Here is a 14,481-nt window from a genome sequence, read left to right as displayed (position 1 = left end):
GCTCGCCGTTCACTTCCGGTAGCCGAGGATGGTCATCATGCCGGACTCGGCGTGGTACTGGTTGTGGCAGTGGAGCATCCACAGTCCCGGGTTGTCGGCGTTGAAGTCGATGACGAGTTTGCGGTGCGGCAGCACCAGCGCGGTGTCCTTGCGGGCCCCGGCCGAGTCGATGCCGGCGAGGGCGAAGGTGTGGCCGTGCAGGTGCATCGGGTGCCACATGTCGGTGGCGTTGGCGAGGGTCACGCGGACCCGTTCCCCTTCCTCGATCGGGAAGCGCTGTTCGATGTCGTAGGGCCGGTGGTCGAAGGACCAGTCGAACTTCTCCATGCTGCCGGTCATCCGGAAGCGCAGCTCGCGGTCCGGGGCGCGGTCCTGGAAGGCCACGGACTCGTCGGGCACCATCCGTCTCGCCGGCACGAGCCGGCCGTCGAGTTCCCGGGGGCGCACGGAGGGCCCGGGCAGCTTCCCGCCGCTCGTCCGCAGGACCGCCAGGGCCCGTCCCTTCTTCCCCTCGGCGAGGGCGACCAGCGGGAACACGCCGTCCTTGACGGTGACGAGGACGTCGTAACGTTCGCCCATGCCCAGGATCAGCGCGTCCGTCAGGGTGTGCTCGACGGGGTAGCCGTCGGTGTGGGTCACGGTCATCCGGTGGCCGCCGAGCGCGACCCGGAAGGGGGTGTCGCCCCCGGCGTTGATCAGCCGGATCCGGATCCGGTCGCCGGGCCGCGCCCGGAACACCGAGGGCGCCCGCGACAGCCGGCCGTTGGCCAGGTAGTACGGGTAGTCGACATGCCCGCCGTCGCTTCTCAGGATGGCGCTCCGCACCCCGTGCAGGATGCGGGAGGGGCCGGTGGCCTTTCCGCCTCCCGGCCGGCCGGTGCCGGAGGGCCCGCCGTGTCCGGACCCCGTGTGCAGGTCGTCCTCGCCCATGTCCATCGGCACGCGCCGGCCCTTGCTCAGCTGGGTGAGCACGCCGTCCGGAGTGGAGCCGTCCACACCGTCCACCCAGTCGTCCAGAACGACGACCCATTCCTTGTCGTACGACAGCGGCTCCTTGGGGTCCTCGACGATCAGCGGGGCGTACAGACCGCGGTCGAGCTGCATGCCCGAGTGCGAGTGCAGCCAGTACGTGCCCGGGTGCGCCACGGCGAAGCGGTAGGTGAAGTCCGCGCCGGGCCTGATCGAGTGCTGGGTGAGGCCGGGGACGCCGTCCATGTCGCAGCGCAGACGGATGCCGTGCGAGTGGAGCGTCGTCGCTTCCGGCAGGTGGTTGGCGAGCGTCATCTCGAGGATGTCGCCCGTCGACACCCGCACCTCCTTGCCGGGCAGCGAGTCGCCGTACGCCCATGATCTGACGGTCCGTCCGCCCAGGTCGAGGGAGGTCTCGGTGGCCGTCAGCCGGAACTTGCGCACGGGTCCCTTCCCGCGCGCCTCCTCGGCGGCGACGACCTCGGGGTCGGACGGGTTCACGTATCCCTCGGGTCCCTTGGGTACGAAGCCGCCACCGTCGTGACCGTCGGTCCTGCCCGCCGAGTAGGGGTGGAGCCCCGAAGGCGATCCGGACGCCGAGTGAGGGCCGGGCCCCGCACCCGCGCTCGTCCCGGACTCCGGCCGACGCTCGGCCCCCGGGCGCGAGCCGGAACCGGAACACGAGGTCAGGGCTCCCGATCCGACGGCCGCGATCGAGGCACCGAGCAGGCTACGCCGCGTATGAGTGTGCATAACCACATAACACCTGTCTTATGGGCGTATCCGGGCGAACCGGAACGGCGCGTCTCATGAATCCCGTGCCCCGCCCACCCGATCGATGGCCACGACCTCACGGAGCGAGGTGGTCCGGGGCGGGGGCACCACCCGCCCCGGAGCCCGTCGCGGAGCCCGTTCCCGGGCCCGTTCCGGGGCCCGTTCCCGGGCCCGTTCCGGGGCCCGTTCCGGGGCCCGTCGCGGAGCCTGCCCGGAGTTCGTCCCGGAGCCTGCCCCGGAGCGCGTCCCGGAGCGCGTCCCGGAGCGTGGAACTTTCCCGCCCTGACAGCGGCCGCACTGTCGGAAATCCGGCGTCGACGGCCGCCGGCTCGCCTCACGGGCCGGGGGCGCCGCATAGTTCCCAGGTCGTTCGGCGGTCGTTCGGAGGTCGCTCGGAGGTCGCTCGACGATCGTGCGACCGAAGGTGGCCCGCAGGCGGTCGCGAAGGAGCCCGAAGTGAGTGCAGCAGTGATGGGGGAACTGATGGAGAAACACCGCGACCGGCGTACGGCGACGCTGGTCATGGCCTGTCTGGGGGTCTTCGTCGGCTACTTCCCCGTGACGACGGTCTCGGTGAGCCTGCCGGTGATCCAGCAGGCGCTGGACGCGTCGACGGCCGACCTGTCCTGGGTGTCCGACGCGTTCGTCCTGCCGGTCGCCGCGCTGATCCTCACCGCCGGCGTGTTCGGCGACGTCCACGGACGCAAGAAGGTCTTCCAGACAGGCCTGGCCTTCTGCGCGCTCGGCGCCGCGGTCGGCCTGTCCGCGCAGTCCGTCGAGATGGTCTGGATCGGCCAGGCGCTGGCGGGCGTGGGCGCCGCCGCGCTGCTGCCGATGACGCTCGCACTGATCAGCCACGCCGTCCCGGACCCCCGGGAACGCGGCAAGTACATCGGCCTGTGGACGACGTCGATGATGGGTTCCCTGGCCGTCGGCCCGCTCGTCGCCGGTGTCATCGTCGAGCACGCCGCCTGGCGCTGGATCTACCTGCTGCCCCTTCCCCTGTCGCTGATCACCATGGTCGTCGCGGCCTTCGTCCTGACCGAGTCCCGCTCCCCGGTCGAGCGCAAGCTGGACTGGCCGGGCCAGACCACCGCCACCCTGGCGATCGTCGCCCTGGTGTACGGCGTCATCGAGGGCGGGGCCACCTCGTTCGCCGCGGCCCGCGTCGTCACGGCCCTGGTGGTGGCGGTCTGCTCCGCCGTGGCGTTCGTCCTGATCGAACGGCGCAGCCCGAGCCCGATGCTGGACGTGTCGCTCTTCCGCAGCCCCGCCTTCACCGGGTCGGCGCTGGTCGTGATGATCAGCTTCCTGGGACTGCTCGGCTTCTTCTTCGTCCTCAGCCTCTACCTGGGCATGGTGCAGCGGCTCAGCACCCTGGAGGCCGGCCTGCGGCTGCTGATGACCACCGCGCTGCCCATGATCCTGGGCACCACGGTCGGCCGGCTGATGCGCTACCTGTCACCGCGCACGCTGATCACGAGCGGACTCGCCCTCACCGCCGTGGCGCTGTTCTCCCTGATGAACGTCGGCGCCGACACCTCCTTCGCCTCCCTGGCCTGGCGCCTGGCACTCCTCGGCCTGGGCCTGGGGCTGGCCTTCCCCTGCATCACCGCGACCGCCGTCTCCTCGGTACCGCACCACCAGGCGGCCATGGCGGCGGCCGGCAACAACGCCTTCCGCCAGGTCGGCGGCGCCCTCGGCCCCGCGATCCTCGGCGCCCTGCTGACCGGCAAGGCGGTCGCCGCCCTGCCCGGTCACCTCGCCGCGGCCGGCCTGACGGATGCGACCGGCCGCCGGATACAGGACGCGGTGGAAGCCGACGGCCTCGGAGCCGTCGCCGCCCTTCCCCTGGGCCGCGACACCGCCCCCGCCCTGAACGCCCTCTCCCGGTCCTTCCTCGACGGACTCCAGCTGTGCCTGCTCGTCTCCGGCGTCATCATGCTGTTCGGCGCCGCACTGGCAGCCTGGCTGCTCCGCCCCCGCCCCCGCGCCGACACCCCTCCCAGGGGCCGGATCACCGCCCGGCGCGACGAACGCACCACCACGAACGCCACGACCACGACCCCGAACGCCACGACCACGAACGCCACGACCACCAACGCCACCACGGCGACCGACTCCCGCTAGCGGCGGAACGGCCGCAGCCCTGAAGCCGCGCACGCCGCCGGACCGGAGACGTGTCGCGGCCCCTGCGGCCCTCAGGCCGGGGCTGCCGTCGGCAGTTCCACCCGCCGCCCCACCCCCACTTCCTCGGCCCCCTCGTGGCTGACGACCGCGAACGCCCCGGCGGGAACCCCGGGCAGCATCGCCACACGGGACGCCACCGCCAGCAGCTCCTCCTCGCAGGCCCCGGTGACGAAGAAGACGTAGACGTCCTCGACCTGCTCCCCGTCGTCGTAGACCTCGACGTCGCCCTCGTCCTCGACATCGACCAGGAATTCCTCGACCTGGTCGATCCAGGAGGACGGGGAGGCACCGTCCGACGGGTTAGGGACCGACGACAACGGCACGTGGACCTCAACGATCATGGTGGACACCCGGCCATCCTTCCTCACGCGAGGCCCGAACGGTACAGGCGGCCGTCGCACGCCACGAGCACCGCGAGCACGGCGAGCACGGCGAGAACCGCAAGGACCGCAAGGACCGCAAGAACCGCGAGAGCTAGGATCCGGGCCATGGCCCTGACCGTGAACGACGTGAACCGCTTCGAGGCGTCGAGGCCCCGCCTGGAGGCCATCGCCTACCGCCTCCTCGGCTCCGCGAGCGAGGCCGAGGACGCCGTGCAGGACACGTTCCTGCGCTGGCAGGCCGCCGATGTCGACCACGTCGAGGTCCCCGAGGCCTGGTTGACGAAGGTCCTCACCAACCTGTGCCTCAACCAGCTCACCTCGGCCCGCGCGCGGCGCGAGACCTACGTGGGCCAATGGCTCCCCGAGCCGCTGCTCGCCGGAGACCCGATGCTGGGCCCGGCCGACACCGCCGAACAGCGGGAGTCGGTCTCGTACGCGGTCCTCGCCCTCCTGGAGCGTCTCTCGCCCAACGAGCGGGCGGTGTACGTGCTGCGGGAGGCCTTCGACTACCCGCACCGGGAGGTCGCCGAGATCCTGGGCATCACCGAGGCCGCCAGCCAGCAGATCTTCCACCGCGCCAAGAAGCACGTCGCCGACGGCAGGACCCGCACCGAGACCGACGAGGCCACCACGCGCCGGATCGTCGAGGAGTTCCTCGCGGCCGCCACCAGCGGCCGGACCGAGCCCCTCGTGCAGCTGCTCACCCAGGACGCCGTCTCGATGGGGGACGGCGGCGGGAAGGTTCCGGCCCGCGCCAAGGCGTTCGAGGGCGCTCTCGCGGTCGCGAAGTTCATGCGGGGCCTGTTCGCCCCCGGCAAGGCCAAGCGCTCCCTGGTCGGCGGCTCACTCGAGATGTACCCCACGACCGCCAACGGCGGCCCCGCCGTGGTGGCGGTCGTCGACGGCCGTGTCATCGGCGTCATGTGCCTGGAGATCACCGCCGAGGGCATCGCCGCGTTCCGCAGCCAGGTCAACCCCGACAAGCTCGAACGCGCGACCCGGCGGTGGTCGGCCACCGACCACGGCGAACCCCTGCTGGTCACCTTCTGACCACGCGGTGAGGCACGGTGAGGCACGGTAAGGCACGGTGAGGCGCTGTGAGGCGCTGTGAAGCACCGCAGAGCGCTGTGACGTGCTTCACACTCCACACCTGTCAGGAAACGGGAGGCCACCCGGTTCAAGTGGCGAACCCGCCCCAGACAGCAGTCAGGAGTACGGACATGCAGCACCGCATCGTCGTCCTCGGAGCCGGATACACGGGAGCCATCACCGCCGGCCGCCTCGCCAAGCGGCTGCACCGCGACGACGTCGCCGTCACCCTCGTCAACGCCGAGCCCGACTTCGTCGAACGCGTACGGATGCACCAGCTCGCGACCGGCCAGGACCTCAGGCCCCGGCCGTTCAGCGAGATGTTCGCCGGCACCGGCGTCGAACTGAGGCTCGGGAAGGTCACCGCCGTGGACGTCGACCGCAGGACCGTCGCCGTCCACACCGCGAACGGCGCCGAGGAGATGACGTACGACACCCTCGTGTACGCCCTCGGCAGCGGCTGGACCGACCAGGGCGTCCCCGGCGCCGCCGAACACGCCCACGAGATCGCCAGCCGCCCAGGAGCGCTGCGGCTGCGCGAGCGCCTGGCCCGTCTGGACGCCGGACAGCCCGTGGTCGTGGTCGGGGGCGGTCTCACCGGCCTGGAGGTCGCGACCGAGATCGCCGACGCGCGTCCGGACCTCGCGGTCGCCCTCGCCGCCCGGGGCGCCCTCGGCGACTGGCTCTCCGCCAAGGGCCGCCGGCACCTGCGGAAGGTCTTCGACAGGCTCGGCATCACCGTGCACGAGCACACCGCCGTCACCGCCGTCGGGGCCGACCACGTCACCACCGCCGACGGCACGTCCGTCCCGGCCGCGGTCACCGTCTGGACGACGGGCTTCGCGGCCCACCCGATCGCACGGGCCACCACCCTCAAGACCACCGAAACAGGCCGGATCGTGGTCGACGACACCATGCGCTCGCTCTCGCACCCGGACGTGTACGCCATCGGCGACGCGGCCCTGGCGACGGGCGCCGGCGACCAGCCCCTGCGCATGTCGTGCGCCTCGGGCGTCCCCACCGCCTGGCAGGCCGCCGACTCCATCGCGGCACGCCTGACCGGCGGCAAGCTCCCGAACGTGCCGCTGCGCTACTTCAACCAGTGCATCTCCCTGGGCCGCAGGGAAGGCCTGATCCAGTACGTCACCGCCGACGACCGCGCCGTCGACGCGACCCTCACCGGCAGGCTCGCCGCCCTCTACAAGGAACTGATCTGCAAGGGCGCGGCCTGGGCCGTAGCCAACCCGACCCTCGCCCTCCCGACCCCCCGCCGCCACGCCGTCCCCCAGCCCCCGGCGGCAACCGACCGACGCGCCGCACAGGCCACCGAAGGGGTGCCGTCGCGGCGGATCACCGGACCGGACCAGCGGGCGGACGTCCGCTGACGGCCGTACAAGCAGCGCAGGAGTCCGGCGTCGACGTCGGTGACACCCGGGTCACCGCCACCGTCCACGGCACGGAACGCTACGAGGCGGAGCCGGCCCTGGACGAGCCCGGCGGCCGCGCCCGCCCCGGAGGAACTCGCGCACTGGCTGGCCGGCCACGTACCCGGCGACGCCGACGACTTCACCGACATCGATCCGCTCGACTGCGAAGACGTCCTCGGCGACCCGGGAATGACCGCCCTGCGGAAACTGGCGGTCGAGGCATGGCGGGGCAACCGCATGCGCACAGGCTTCGGTGGCCCTCGGAGTGTCCCTGCCGCGGTTCGCGCGCGAGGACGGTGGCCGTGGGTGAGGTGTCAGCTCTCAGGCAGTGCCTGTGCCTGTGCCTGTGCCGGTGGGGCGGGCGCGGAGAGCGCACGCAGATCGTCGAAGGCCTGGAGGAGCTGTGCGTCCAGGCTCTGTGAGGGGTCGTCGATCCAGGCTCGGGCCGCGTGGTGGAAGGCGGCCCAGCCGGTCTGAGCGGCCAGGGCGGCCAGCCGGTCGGCGACATCGCGCTGACGCAGCGCCTCCGCCACGGCGTCGGTGAGCGACGCGGCCTTGGCCAAGTCGCGTTCGCGGAGCGCGGGTGTCTTGGCGATGACTTCGAGTCGTGGTTCGGAGAAGGGGCGGTTGTCCTCGAGGATCCGTCCGGCTTTCCGGAAGGCGTAGAGCAGTATCTCGAGCGGCTGGAGACCTTCGGGCGCTTCGGCCACCTCCCGCATCAGCGCGGCGCGCAGGTCGGCTTCGCCGTCGAAGAGCACCTCACGCTTGTCCGGGAAGTGCCGGAAGAACGTGCGCTCGTTGACGCCGGCCCGGGCGGCGATCTCAGCCGTGGTGGTCTGGTCGAACCCTCGTTCCCGGTACAGCTCCAGGGCCGCCTGCTGAAGGCGGCGGCGCGCTTCTGCTCCGCTCCGTGGCACCCCACGACGATACCGCACACGTCAGTGACCGGCACTACTTGACGCCAGTGACTGGCGCTACCGTAGAGTCAGTGACTGGCGCTAAGTAGTGCCAGTCACTGGCATGTGGGGAGAACGTTCCATGCGTGTATTCGTCACCGGTGGTTCCGGCCTGACCGGCCCCGCCGTCGTCGCCGAGCTCATCGCGGCCGGCCACACCGTCACCGCTCTGGCGCGCTCGGACGCCGCCGCCGCCCGGCTGGAGTCGCTGGGCGCCACACCGCACCGCGGCTCCCTGGACGACCTCGACAGCCTGCGCCGCGGCGCCGAGGCCGCCGACGGAGTCCTGCACATGGCCTACGGCGGCGACTTCTCCGACCTCGACGACATGATGCGGCGGGACCGGACCGCCATCGAGGCGCTCGGCCGGCCGTTGGAACACTCGGGCAAGCCCTTGGTCACCACCTCGGGCACGCTCGTCATGCCCGCCGGCCGGGAGAGCACCGAGAAGGACGAGCCCGACACGGCCGGGATCGCCGCCTTCCGCATCGCGGGCGAGCGAGCCTGCCTGGGCTTCACCGCCCGGGGAGTACGCACCAGCGTGGTCCGGCTCGCTCCTACCGTCCACGGCCCCGGCGACCACGGCTTCATCGGCATGCTCATCGCCACCGCACGACAGACCGGCGTCTCGGCCTATGTCGGCGACGGCGGCAACCGGTGGCCCGCGGTACACCGGCTCGACGCGGCGGTCCTGTTCCGTCTGGCCTTGGAGAAGGCTCCGGCAGGCAGCGTGCTGCACGGAGCGGCCGAAAGCGGCGTCACCCTGAAGAGCATCGCGGAGACGATCGCCCGGGGCCTGGATCTGCCCGCGGTCTCGCTGACCCCCGACCAGGCCGCCGCGCACTTCCCGAGCCCGTTCATGGCCACCGTCTACGCTTTCGATGCGCCCGTCTCCAGCTCGCACACCCAGGAACTGCTCGGCTGGTCGCCCACACACCCGACACTGCTCGAAGACCTGAAGCACGGCGACTACCTGCCCCCGCCGACCCCCTGACCCCACCACACCCGCTGTCGGACCGGAGCCATGGCGAACAACTCTCCGGCCTTCTCCGGCCGACAACGGCGAGGGCCCATCACTGTCAGACGTCCTGGGCGAGTCGCTCCGGCAGGATTTCGGAGCGCTGGACGATCCGTTCGTAGTCCGGCTACGAGCGCGCGAGCGGCCGGCGGCTGCGGGCCTTGTTCGGATGCCTCTACTCGGCGGCATCCGCCTGCACATACGCGAAGACCCCGTCCTCAGCGAAACCGCTGATGGCGGGGTCTTTAGGCACCTTCTTCGAGGTGCCCCGGCAGGATTCGAACCTGCGCACACGGCTCCGGAGGGGGCTTCCGACTTGTGGAAATGTGCAGGTCACAGAACCTAAAGGAGCCTGCTGAGATCACCCTGTCCACAGGTAGTCCACGGCCTGGCGCTGGAAGTCAGGCCAGGCGTGGGACGTAGCACCCGTCACGAGGTCATAGCAGGAACCAGTAGTTCCCGCCCGCGACACCGATGGCAGCGGCCAGGAACACGAGTGCTCCCCGATGAGTCTCGACACGTATTCGACAGCGCACCCAAACCCTGCCGACGCCCTCGCGGTGTGTGGACGAACCTCGGTCTCTTGTAAGTACCCTATGCAACACTGTCTCCCGGTTTTGATCAATGGGGGATCGATGGACGAGATAGGACAAGTGGTCGTTGCCGCTGGGCATCTAGCGCTTAAACCGCGAGGCCGTCGGTGGGGCCATGCCTCCCTGTGTGTCCTGGACGCCGTCTTCTCTATCAACGCTCACTACGAGCGGCACACGGTCCCGACCTGCCACCGCTACGCGGGCTGGGCTGGCATCTCAGACCCGCTGTCAGGTAGTGCGCAACTCCCTGTCCGCGACGAGCAACCGCTACAGGGCTTCGTTACGCACATCCAGACCCACGGCGAAGCGGCGTTTTCTTCGGAGATCTTGCAGAACAGGCAGCGCACACGGGCAAACCGCGATGCTCCGCTGAAGGTGGAGGCTGCCCGTCAATACGCCGAGATCCTGGTATCCCACGGCATTTCAACCCTCGCTGAAGCCAACGGGTCGCTGGCTGACGTGGACAAGCTAAAGGCCGTTGAGCGTGACCTCGCGGGGGTTCCCGGCCACGGCTCCGGCGCACGTCTCGCCTACCTGTGGATGCTCTTGGGGGACGACGGCCGCATCAAGCCGGACCGGATGGTTCTTCGATGGCTGCAAGCAGTGCTGCAGCGCACGGTGACCACGGCCCAAGCGATCGAACTCATCACTGAGGCTGCGGCACGCTTGAGGTGCACACCGTGGGAGCTAGACCACGCGATCTGGGAAAGGCAGCGGAAGGTCTGACCGCTCGATAGCCATTCGCGCCCGACTCCGGAGGGCGTCGGCTTCAGCCGTCTGGGCTGGTCAAGGGGATGGGTAGGTCTCGGTAGCCACTGCTCGTCCACCACCTGTCCGATGGGTGCGGGGCCAAATGCCCTGACCCCCCGGTGGGTTGTCAGACCTCAGTGTCATGCTTGCTCCCGATGCTCGCCTCGCTTCATGCGTCGGTCGCACCGATAGCACGCACACAATCTGACAGAAGGTACGCAAACCACTGATGGACTCCGCCTTCACAGTTCTCGCCACTCCTGGACAGTTCACCGCTCACAAGGTCTACGAAGTCCTCCGTGACCACAGTGGGGGCCCTCTGGAGTTTGACCGAATTCTCACGGAATTGGGTGACGAACAGATCGCCGGCAGCACCCTCGCGCAAGATCAGCTGCTTGAAGCGTTGTTGAGGGATGACAGATTGCGTTCGGCGCGAGGATATCGACAGCGCTTTTCGATGTCCGGGAGGTCTATTCGCCTCCGCCCTCCCGGTAACCGAGCTGAGCTGGCCATTGAACAAGAAAATGAGCAAGTCAAGGAGCAGCTGCTGAAGCAGTTGCGAGAAGTTCCTCCGGAAGTTTTCGAGCACATCGTAGCTGATTTGTTCACTGCGATGAGATACGAAGACGTAAAGGTCACTAGAAGGTCTAAGGATGGTGGCGTTGACGTCCGTGCCACTCTCGTTGCAGGCGGCGTTATGACAGTACCTACCGCGATTCAGGTGAAGCGTTGGTCGAAACCGGTAACGGTCAAGGAAGTCAGAGAACTCAGGGGCACGCTGAGGGCTGGTACTCAAGGGATCATCGTGACCACCGGAAAGTACACTAAAGATGCCCCCAAGGAGGCCCTAGATAATGCCCTAACTCCAATTCACCTGATCGATGGCCGGTTGTTGAGTGATTTGCTAACCGAGCACGGCATTGGCGTCCAGGCGTCGCGTCTTTCCCTCCTCTCCCTCGACTTGGAGGCATTGGCAACTATTACAGGCAAGGCTGGTAGCCCCATTCAAGGAAGCTCCTCCCAGCCGTCTCGGCATGCTCAGCCGCGCTATTATATCGAGAAGATGCCATCGGATCGAGGCAAGGATCTCTTGGACTGCATCGTTTCTATGACCGACCTTGCCGACGGTCAGCCGAGTTGGGATGACTACGTCGCCAAATTCCAGGAGCGGTTTCCTACGATTACGCGCTCCGATGAGGCGCGTCGACGGTCGCGTGTCCTGGTTTCCCTGGGGCTAGTGGATGTTGAGAATGACCACATGAACTTGACCCTGGCTGGTCGGAAATTGCTGGAATATCCTGATTCAAGCTTCCTCCTCGAGCTGTTTCTAAGCCGTATCGTGGGTGCCCGAGAAATCGAAGAACTATCCAGGTCTCTCACAAGGGCGGATCTACGCAAAAAACTCCAGGATGGATCCCTGGCGGGGCTTACCCCTACTCAAGCGACATTGGTCGAGAAGTGGCTCAGTCACATAAAGAGGCCTGCCGCATCCCGATAGCACGCACGGTGGCAGACGCGGCGGCGGCGAGCGTCAGGTGCTGCACCCCTCGCGTGTGCTCATAGCCGGGGTACGTTTACCGTCGTAAGGACTGGCCAGCGTGCGTGACAACCGTCCACCGCCAGACAGCCGCCTGCCGGCGCTTTGGGGGCACCTTTGTCGTTGCGTGGGTGCGCCGGACCAATGTCTTCTACCCTGCTGATGGTGTCGTTACCTGGACGCAGGTGTCTGTTATGCAGCAAATCTGGGGTAGTGAGCGTCGCCGGACGGCGATTGGGCGGATGACGCTGTCGGTGCCCGCGCGTCAGGCGCTGGCGGACCGCCAGTTGGTACCTGAGCGGACGATCCTCGACTACGGCTGTGGCCGTGGTGACGATGTCAGAGCTTTGCAGCAACTGGACTGCCAGGTGGCGGGGTGGGATCCGTATTACCGCTCTGGCACGCAACTGGTCGCCAGCGACGTGGTGTTGCTGACCTATGTGTTGAACGTGATCGAGGATCCGGTAGAGCGTCGACAAACCTTGGAGCAGGCGTGGGAGCTGGCCTCGATGCTCCTGGTGGTCTCAGCCAGGCTGACATGGGAGAAGTCAAAGGTCCACGGTCAGGCATTCGGTGACGGCCTGCTGACGAGTCGCCAGACGTTCCAGCATCTATATGCTGCGAGTGAGCTGCGGGAGTACGTGGAGCAGGTGACCGGCGGGCGGGTGGTGGCGGCTGCGCCCGGAGTTGTCTACGCGTTCCGGGACGAGCGCGCCCGTCTGAGCTATCTGGCGCGGCGTGTGATACCGGATGCCGAGTGGCTTGCTTCCGAGGACACTGCCTCAGCTGTGAGTGCGGTGGTGGACTTCTTCGAGCGCAGGGGACGTCCGCCGCGGATTGAGGAGATGCCGCGGACCGTTGCGGAGCTCTTGGCTCATCTGCGGCCTGGCGACGTCAAGCGCCTGGTGCGGGATGGTGCTGATCCTGAGCGGGCCACTGCGGGGGGGGGAAGCGATCGACGTTGAACACGTTGCTCTACCTGGCGGTGGAGCTGTTCAACGGTCGTGGGCCGTTCGGGAGTCTGCCAGTGGGCTTGCAACAGGACGTGCGCACGTTCTTCAGTTCCTACAAGGAGGCGTGTCAGCGGGCTGACCGACTGTTGTTGAAGCTCCGCGACGACGGCTACGTGCGCAATGCCATGAATGCCTCCATTGCCGGCAAGGTGACACCGACGGCGCTGTACGTGCATCGACGCGCGCTGGAGCGGATCCCGACGGTATTGCGCTTGTACGAGCACTGCGCATCGATCGCTGCCGGTCGCCCGGAGCAGTGGACCGTGGCCAAGCTCAAGCACCAAGGGCGAGCGGTGTCGTGGCTGGACTACCCGGACTTTGACAAAGACCCGCATCCGCGGATCCGGTCCTCCTACATGGTGGACCTGCAGACGCTTGAGGCGTCCCATCTCTCATACGAGAGCTCGGCCAACCGGCCGCTGCTGCACCGCAAGCACGAGTTTCTGGCACCGGATGATCCGGACGTGCCGCGATACCGCCGGTTGACCGAGTCTGAGATGCGGGTGGGGTTGTATGAACGGCCGCATCTGATCGGGACCGAGAACGGCTGGGAGGCCGAGCTCGTCAGGTGCGGCCGGCAGCTGCGCGGACACCGGCTGGTGCGTCGCTCCGAGGCGTAGGGCTGGTCAACCTTCCTGAGGCTGCATGCTGGCGATGGTCTCGGCGAGCGGGAGGGGGTCGAAATCGGCTGCCTGGGAAGGGAACCAGGAAAGACGCAGCCCGTTGGCAGCCACGGCGTCGTCCAGGCCCATCGCCTGAAGGACGTGGCTGGGGGTGTAGGAGGCGCTGGTGCAGGCCGAGCCGGTGGCGATGGCGACCTGGTCTTTGAGGCGGACGATGAGTGCTTCGGCATTCAGCTCATCGAAGCTGACGTTGAGGATGTGGGGGACGCTGTGCTCGGGGTCTCCGTTGAGGCGGAAGCGTGTCGTGCTGAGTGCAGCAAGGATCCGTTCGCGCATCGCCTTCGCCCCCCGCTCCCACGTTTCCCGGCTCTCGGTGAAGACCTTCGCGGCCTCGCACAGGCCCATGATCAACGGCACTGCGAGGGTGCCGGGGCGCAGTTTGCGCTCCTGCCCACCGCCGAACATGATCGGCTCCAGCGGCACCTTGTCCCATCCCCGCCGACGGGTGATAAGAGCGCCGACGCCCTTCGGGGCGCCGATCTTGTGGCCGGAGATGCTGATCAGGTCGATGGGCGCCATCAGGTCGGCGGGGACCTTGCCGTAGCCCTGAGCGGCGTCGACATGCAGATAGGTGGGGGTGACGCGTAGCTTCTCGGCGAGTTCGGCGACCGGTTGGATGACGCCGGTTTCATTGTTGACGTGCATCAGCGACACCGCCAGGGTGTCTGGACGCAGCCGCTCCAGCACGGCGTCGGCGGTGATGCGGCCGCTGGGGCCAGGGGAGAGGAAGTCGACCTCGAAGCCGCGGGTATCACGTAGGTGCGTCAGCGGCTCCAGTACCGCCTTGTGCTCGATGGCGGAGGTGATGATGTGCTTGCGACCCGTGAGCTCGCCGTGCGGCGCCAACCCGAGCAGAGCGATGTTGTTGGACTCCGTCGCCCCGCTGGTGAAGATCACTTCTTCCGTCTTGGCGCCCACGGTGCCGGCGATGAAGGAACGCGCCTGCTGCACCGCCTTCTTGGCGCGTGCACCGTACTCGTGGGTGCGGCTGCCGGCGTTGCCGAAGTCTTCGGTCATCCAGTGCAGCACCACCGCGGCAACCCGCGGGTCCACCCGTGTCGTCGCCGCCACATCCAGATACGCCACCACGGCGCTCACC

General features: G+C 68.3%; 12 protein-coding genes. 8 read left to right on the top strand and 4 right to left on the bottom strand.

All coding sequences use genetic code 11. The features are described 5' to 3' along the window. Window positions 1–9 precede the first annotated feature (9 nt). A complete protein-coding gene (locus ACZ3KJ_RS13025; RefSeq protein WP_467526572.1) occupies window positions 10–1,722 on the bottom strand; it encodes a multicopper oxidase family protein in 1,713 nt (570 codons plus the stop codon). A 492-nt stretch (window positions 1,723–2,214) separates the two neighbouring features. Here ACZ3KJ_RS13025 and ACZ3KJ_RS13020 point away from each other — a divergent pair, with 492 nt between their 5' ends. Then, the gene (locus tag ACZ3KJ_RS13020; protein ID WP_467526827.1) at window positions 2,215–3,873 is read left to right on the top strand and encodes an MFS transporter; all 1,659 of its coding nucleotides are present in this window, start codon (window positions 2,215–2,217) and stop codon (window positions 3,871–3,873) included. A 71-nt stretch (window positions 3,874–3,944) separates the two neighbouring features. On the opposite strand, the gene ACZ3KJ_RS13015 is transcribed toward ACZ3KJ_RS13020, so the two are convergent. Continuing rightward, window positions 3,945–4,274: a hypothetical protein gene (locus tag ACZ3KJ_RS13015; protein WP_467526825.1), complete on the bottom strand. Its 330-nt coding sequence runs from the start codon at window positions 4,272–4,274 to the stop codon at window positions 3,945–3,947. A gap of 147 nt (window positions 4,275–4,421) precedes the next feature. Here ACZ3KJ_RS13015 and ACZ3KJ_RS13010 point away from each other — a divergent pair, with 147 nt between their 5' ends. After that, entirely contained in the window at window positions 4,422–5,366 is a 945-nt protein-coding gene (locus tag ACZ3KJ_RS13010; RefSeq protein ID WP_467526571.1) for an RNA polymerase sigma-70 factor, read from the top strand. A 170-nt stretch (window positions 5,367–5,536) separates the two neighbouring features. Further along, on the top strand, window positions 5,537–6,790 hold the full coding sequence (locus ACZ3KJ_RS13005) for an NAD(P)/FAD-dependent oxidoreductase (protein ID WP_467526570.1): 1,254 nt from the start codon (window positions 5,537–5,539) through the stop codon (window positions 6,788–6,790). A gap of 356 nt (window positions 6,791–7,146) precedes the next feature. Here ACZ3KJ_RS13005 and ACZ3KJ_RS13000 read toward each other — a convergent pair whose 3' ends face one another. Then, a complete protein-coding gene (locus ACZ3KJ_RS13000; protein ID WP_467526569.1) occupies window positions 7,147–7,749 on the bottom strand; it encodes a TetR family transcriptional regulator in 603 nt (200 codons plus the stop codon). Between the two features lie 121 nt (window positions 7,750–7,870). On the opposite strand from ACZ3KJ_RS13000, the gene ACZ3KJ_RS12995 reads away from it, so the two are divergent. From ACZ3KJ_RS12995 to ACZ3KJ_RS12975, 5 genes are all read left to right on the top strand, one after another. Then, window positions 7,871–8,782, top strand: coding sequence for an SDR family oxidoreductase (locus ACZ3KJ_RS12995; RefSeq protein ID WP_467526568.1), 912 nt, complete (start codon window positions 7,871–7,873; stop codon window positions 8,780–8,782). 659 nt (window positions 8,783–9,441) lie between these two features. Beyond that, window positions 9,442–10,125 carry a hypothetical protein gene (locus ACZ3KJ_RS12990; RefSeq protein ID WP_467526567.1) on the top strand — a complete coding sequence of 228 codons (684 nt, stop codon included), beginning with the start codon at window positions 9,442–9,444 and terminating at the stop codon, window positions 10,123–10,125. A 253-nt stretch (window positions 10,126–10,378) separates the two neighbouring features. Next, complete coding sequence (locus ACZ3KJ_RS12985; protein WP_467526566.1) at window positions 10,379–11,647, top strand: restriction endonuclease; 1,269 nt, start codon at window positions 10,379–10,381, stop codon at window positions 11,645–11,647. A gap of 104 nt (window positions 11,648–11,751) precedes the next feature. After that, a complete protein-coding gene (locus ACZ3KJ_RS12980; protein ID WP_467526565.1) occupies window positions 11,752–12,651 on the top strand; it encodes a DNA phosphorothioation-associated putative methyltransferase in 900 nt (299 codons plus the stop codon). Further along, on the top strand, window positions 12,648–13,319 hold the full coding sequence (locus ACZ3KJ_RS12975; protein WP_467526564.1) for a DNA phosphorothioation-associated putative methyltransferase: 672 nt from the start codon (window positions 12,648–12,650) through the stop codon (window positions 13,317–13,319). Before ACZ3KJ_RS12980 ends, ACZ3KJ_RS12975 begins: the two co-directional genes overlap by 4 nt. 6 nt (window positions 13,320–13,325) lie before the next feature. On the opposite strand, the gene dndA is transcribed toward ACZ3KJ_RS12975, so the two are convergent. Continuing rightward, window positions 13,326–14,480, bottom strand: a complete 1,155-nt coding sequence (dndA, locus tag ACZ3KJ_RS12970; RefSeq protein ID WP_467526563.1) for a cysteine desulfurase DndA — start codon at window positions 14,478–14,480, stop codon at window positions 13,326–13,328. Window position 14,481 lies beyond the last annotated feature (1 nt).

This window comes from Streptomyces sp. NPDC003248, assembly GCF_055563235.1.
The sequence above is the reverse complement of the archived record's forward strand: the minus strand, read 5'-3'. Positions and strand labels throughout refer to the sequence as shown.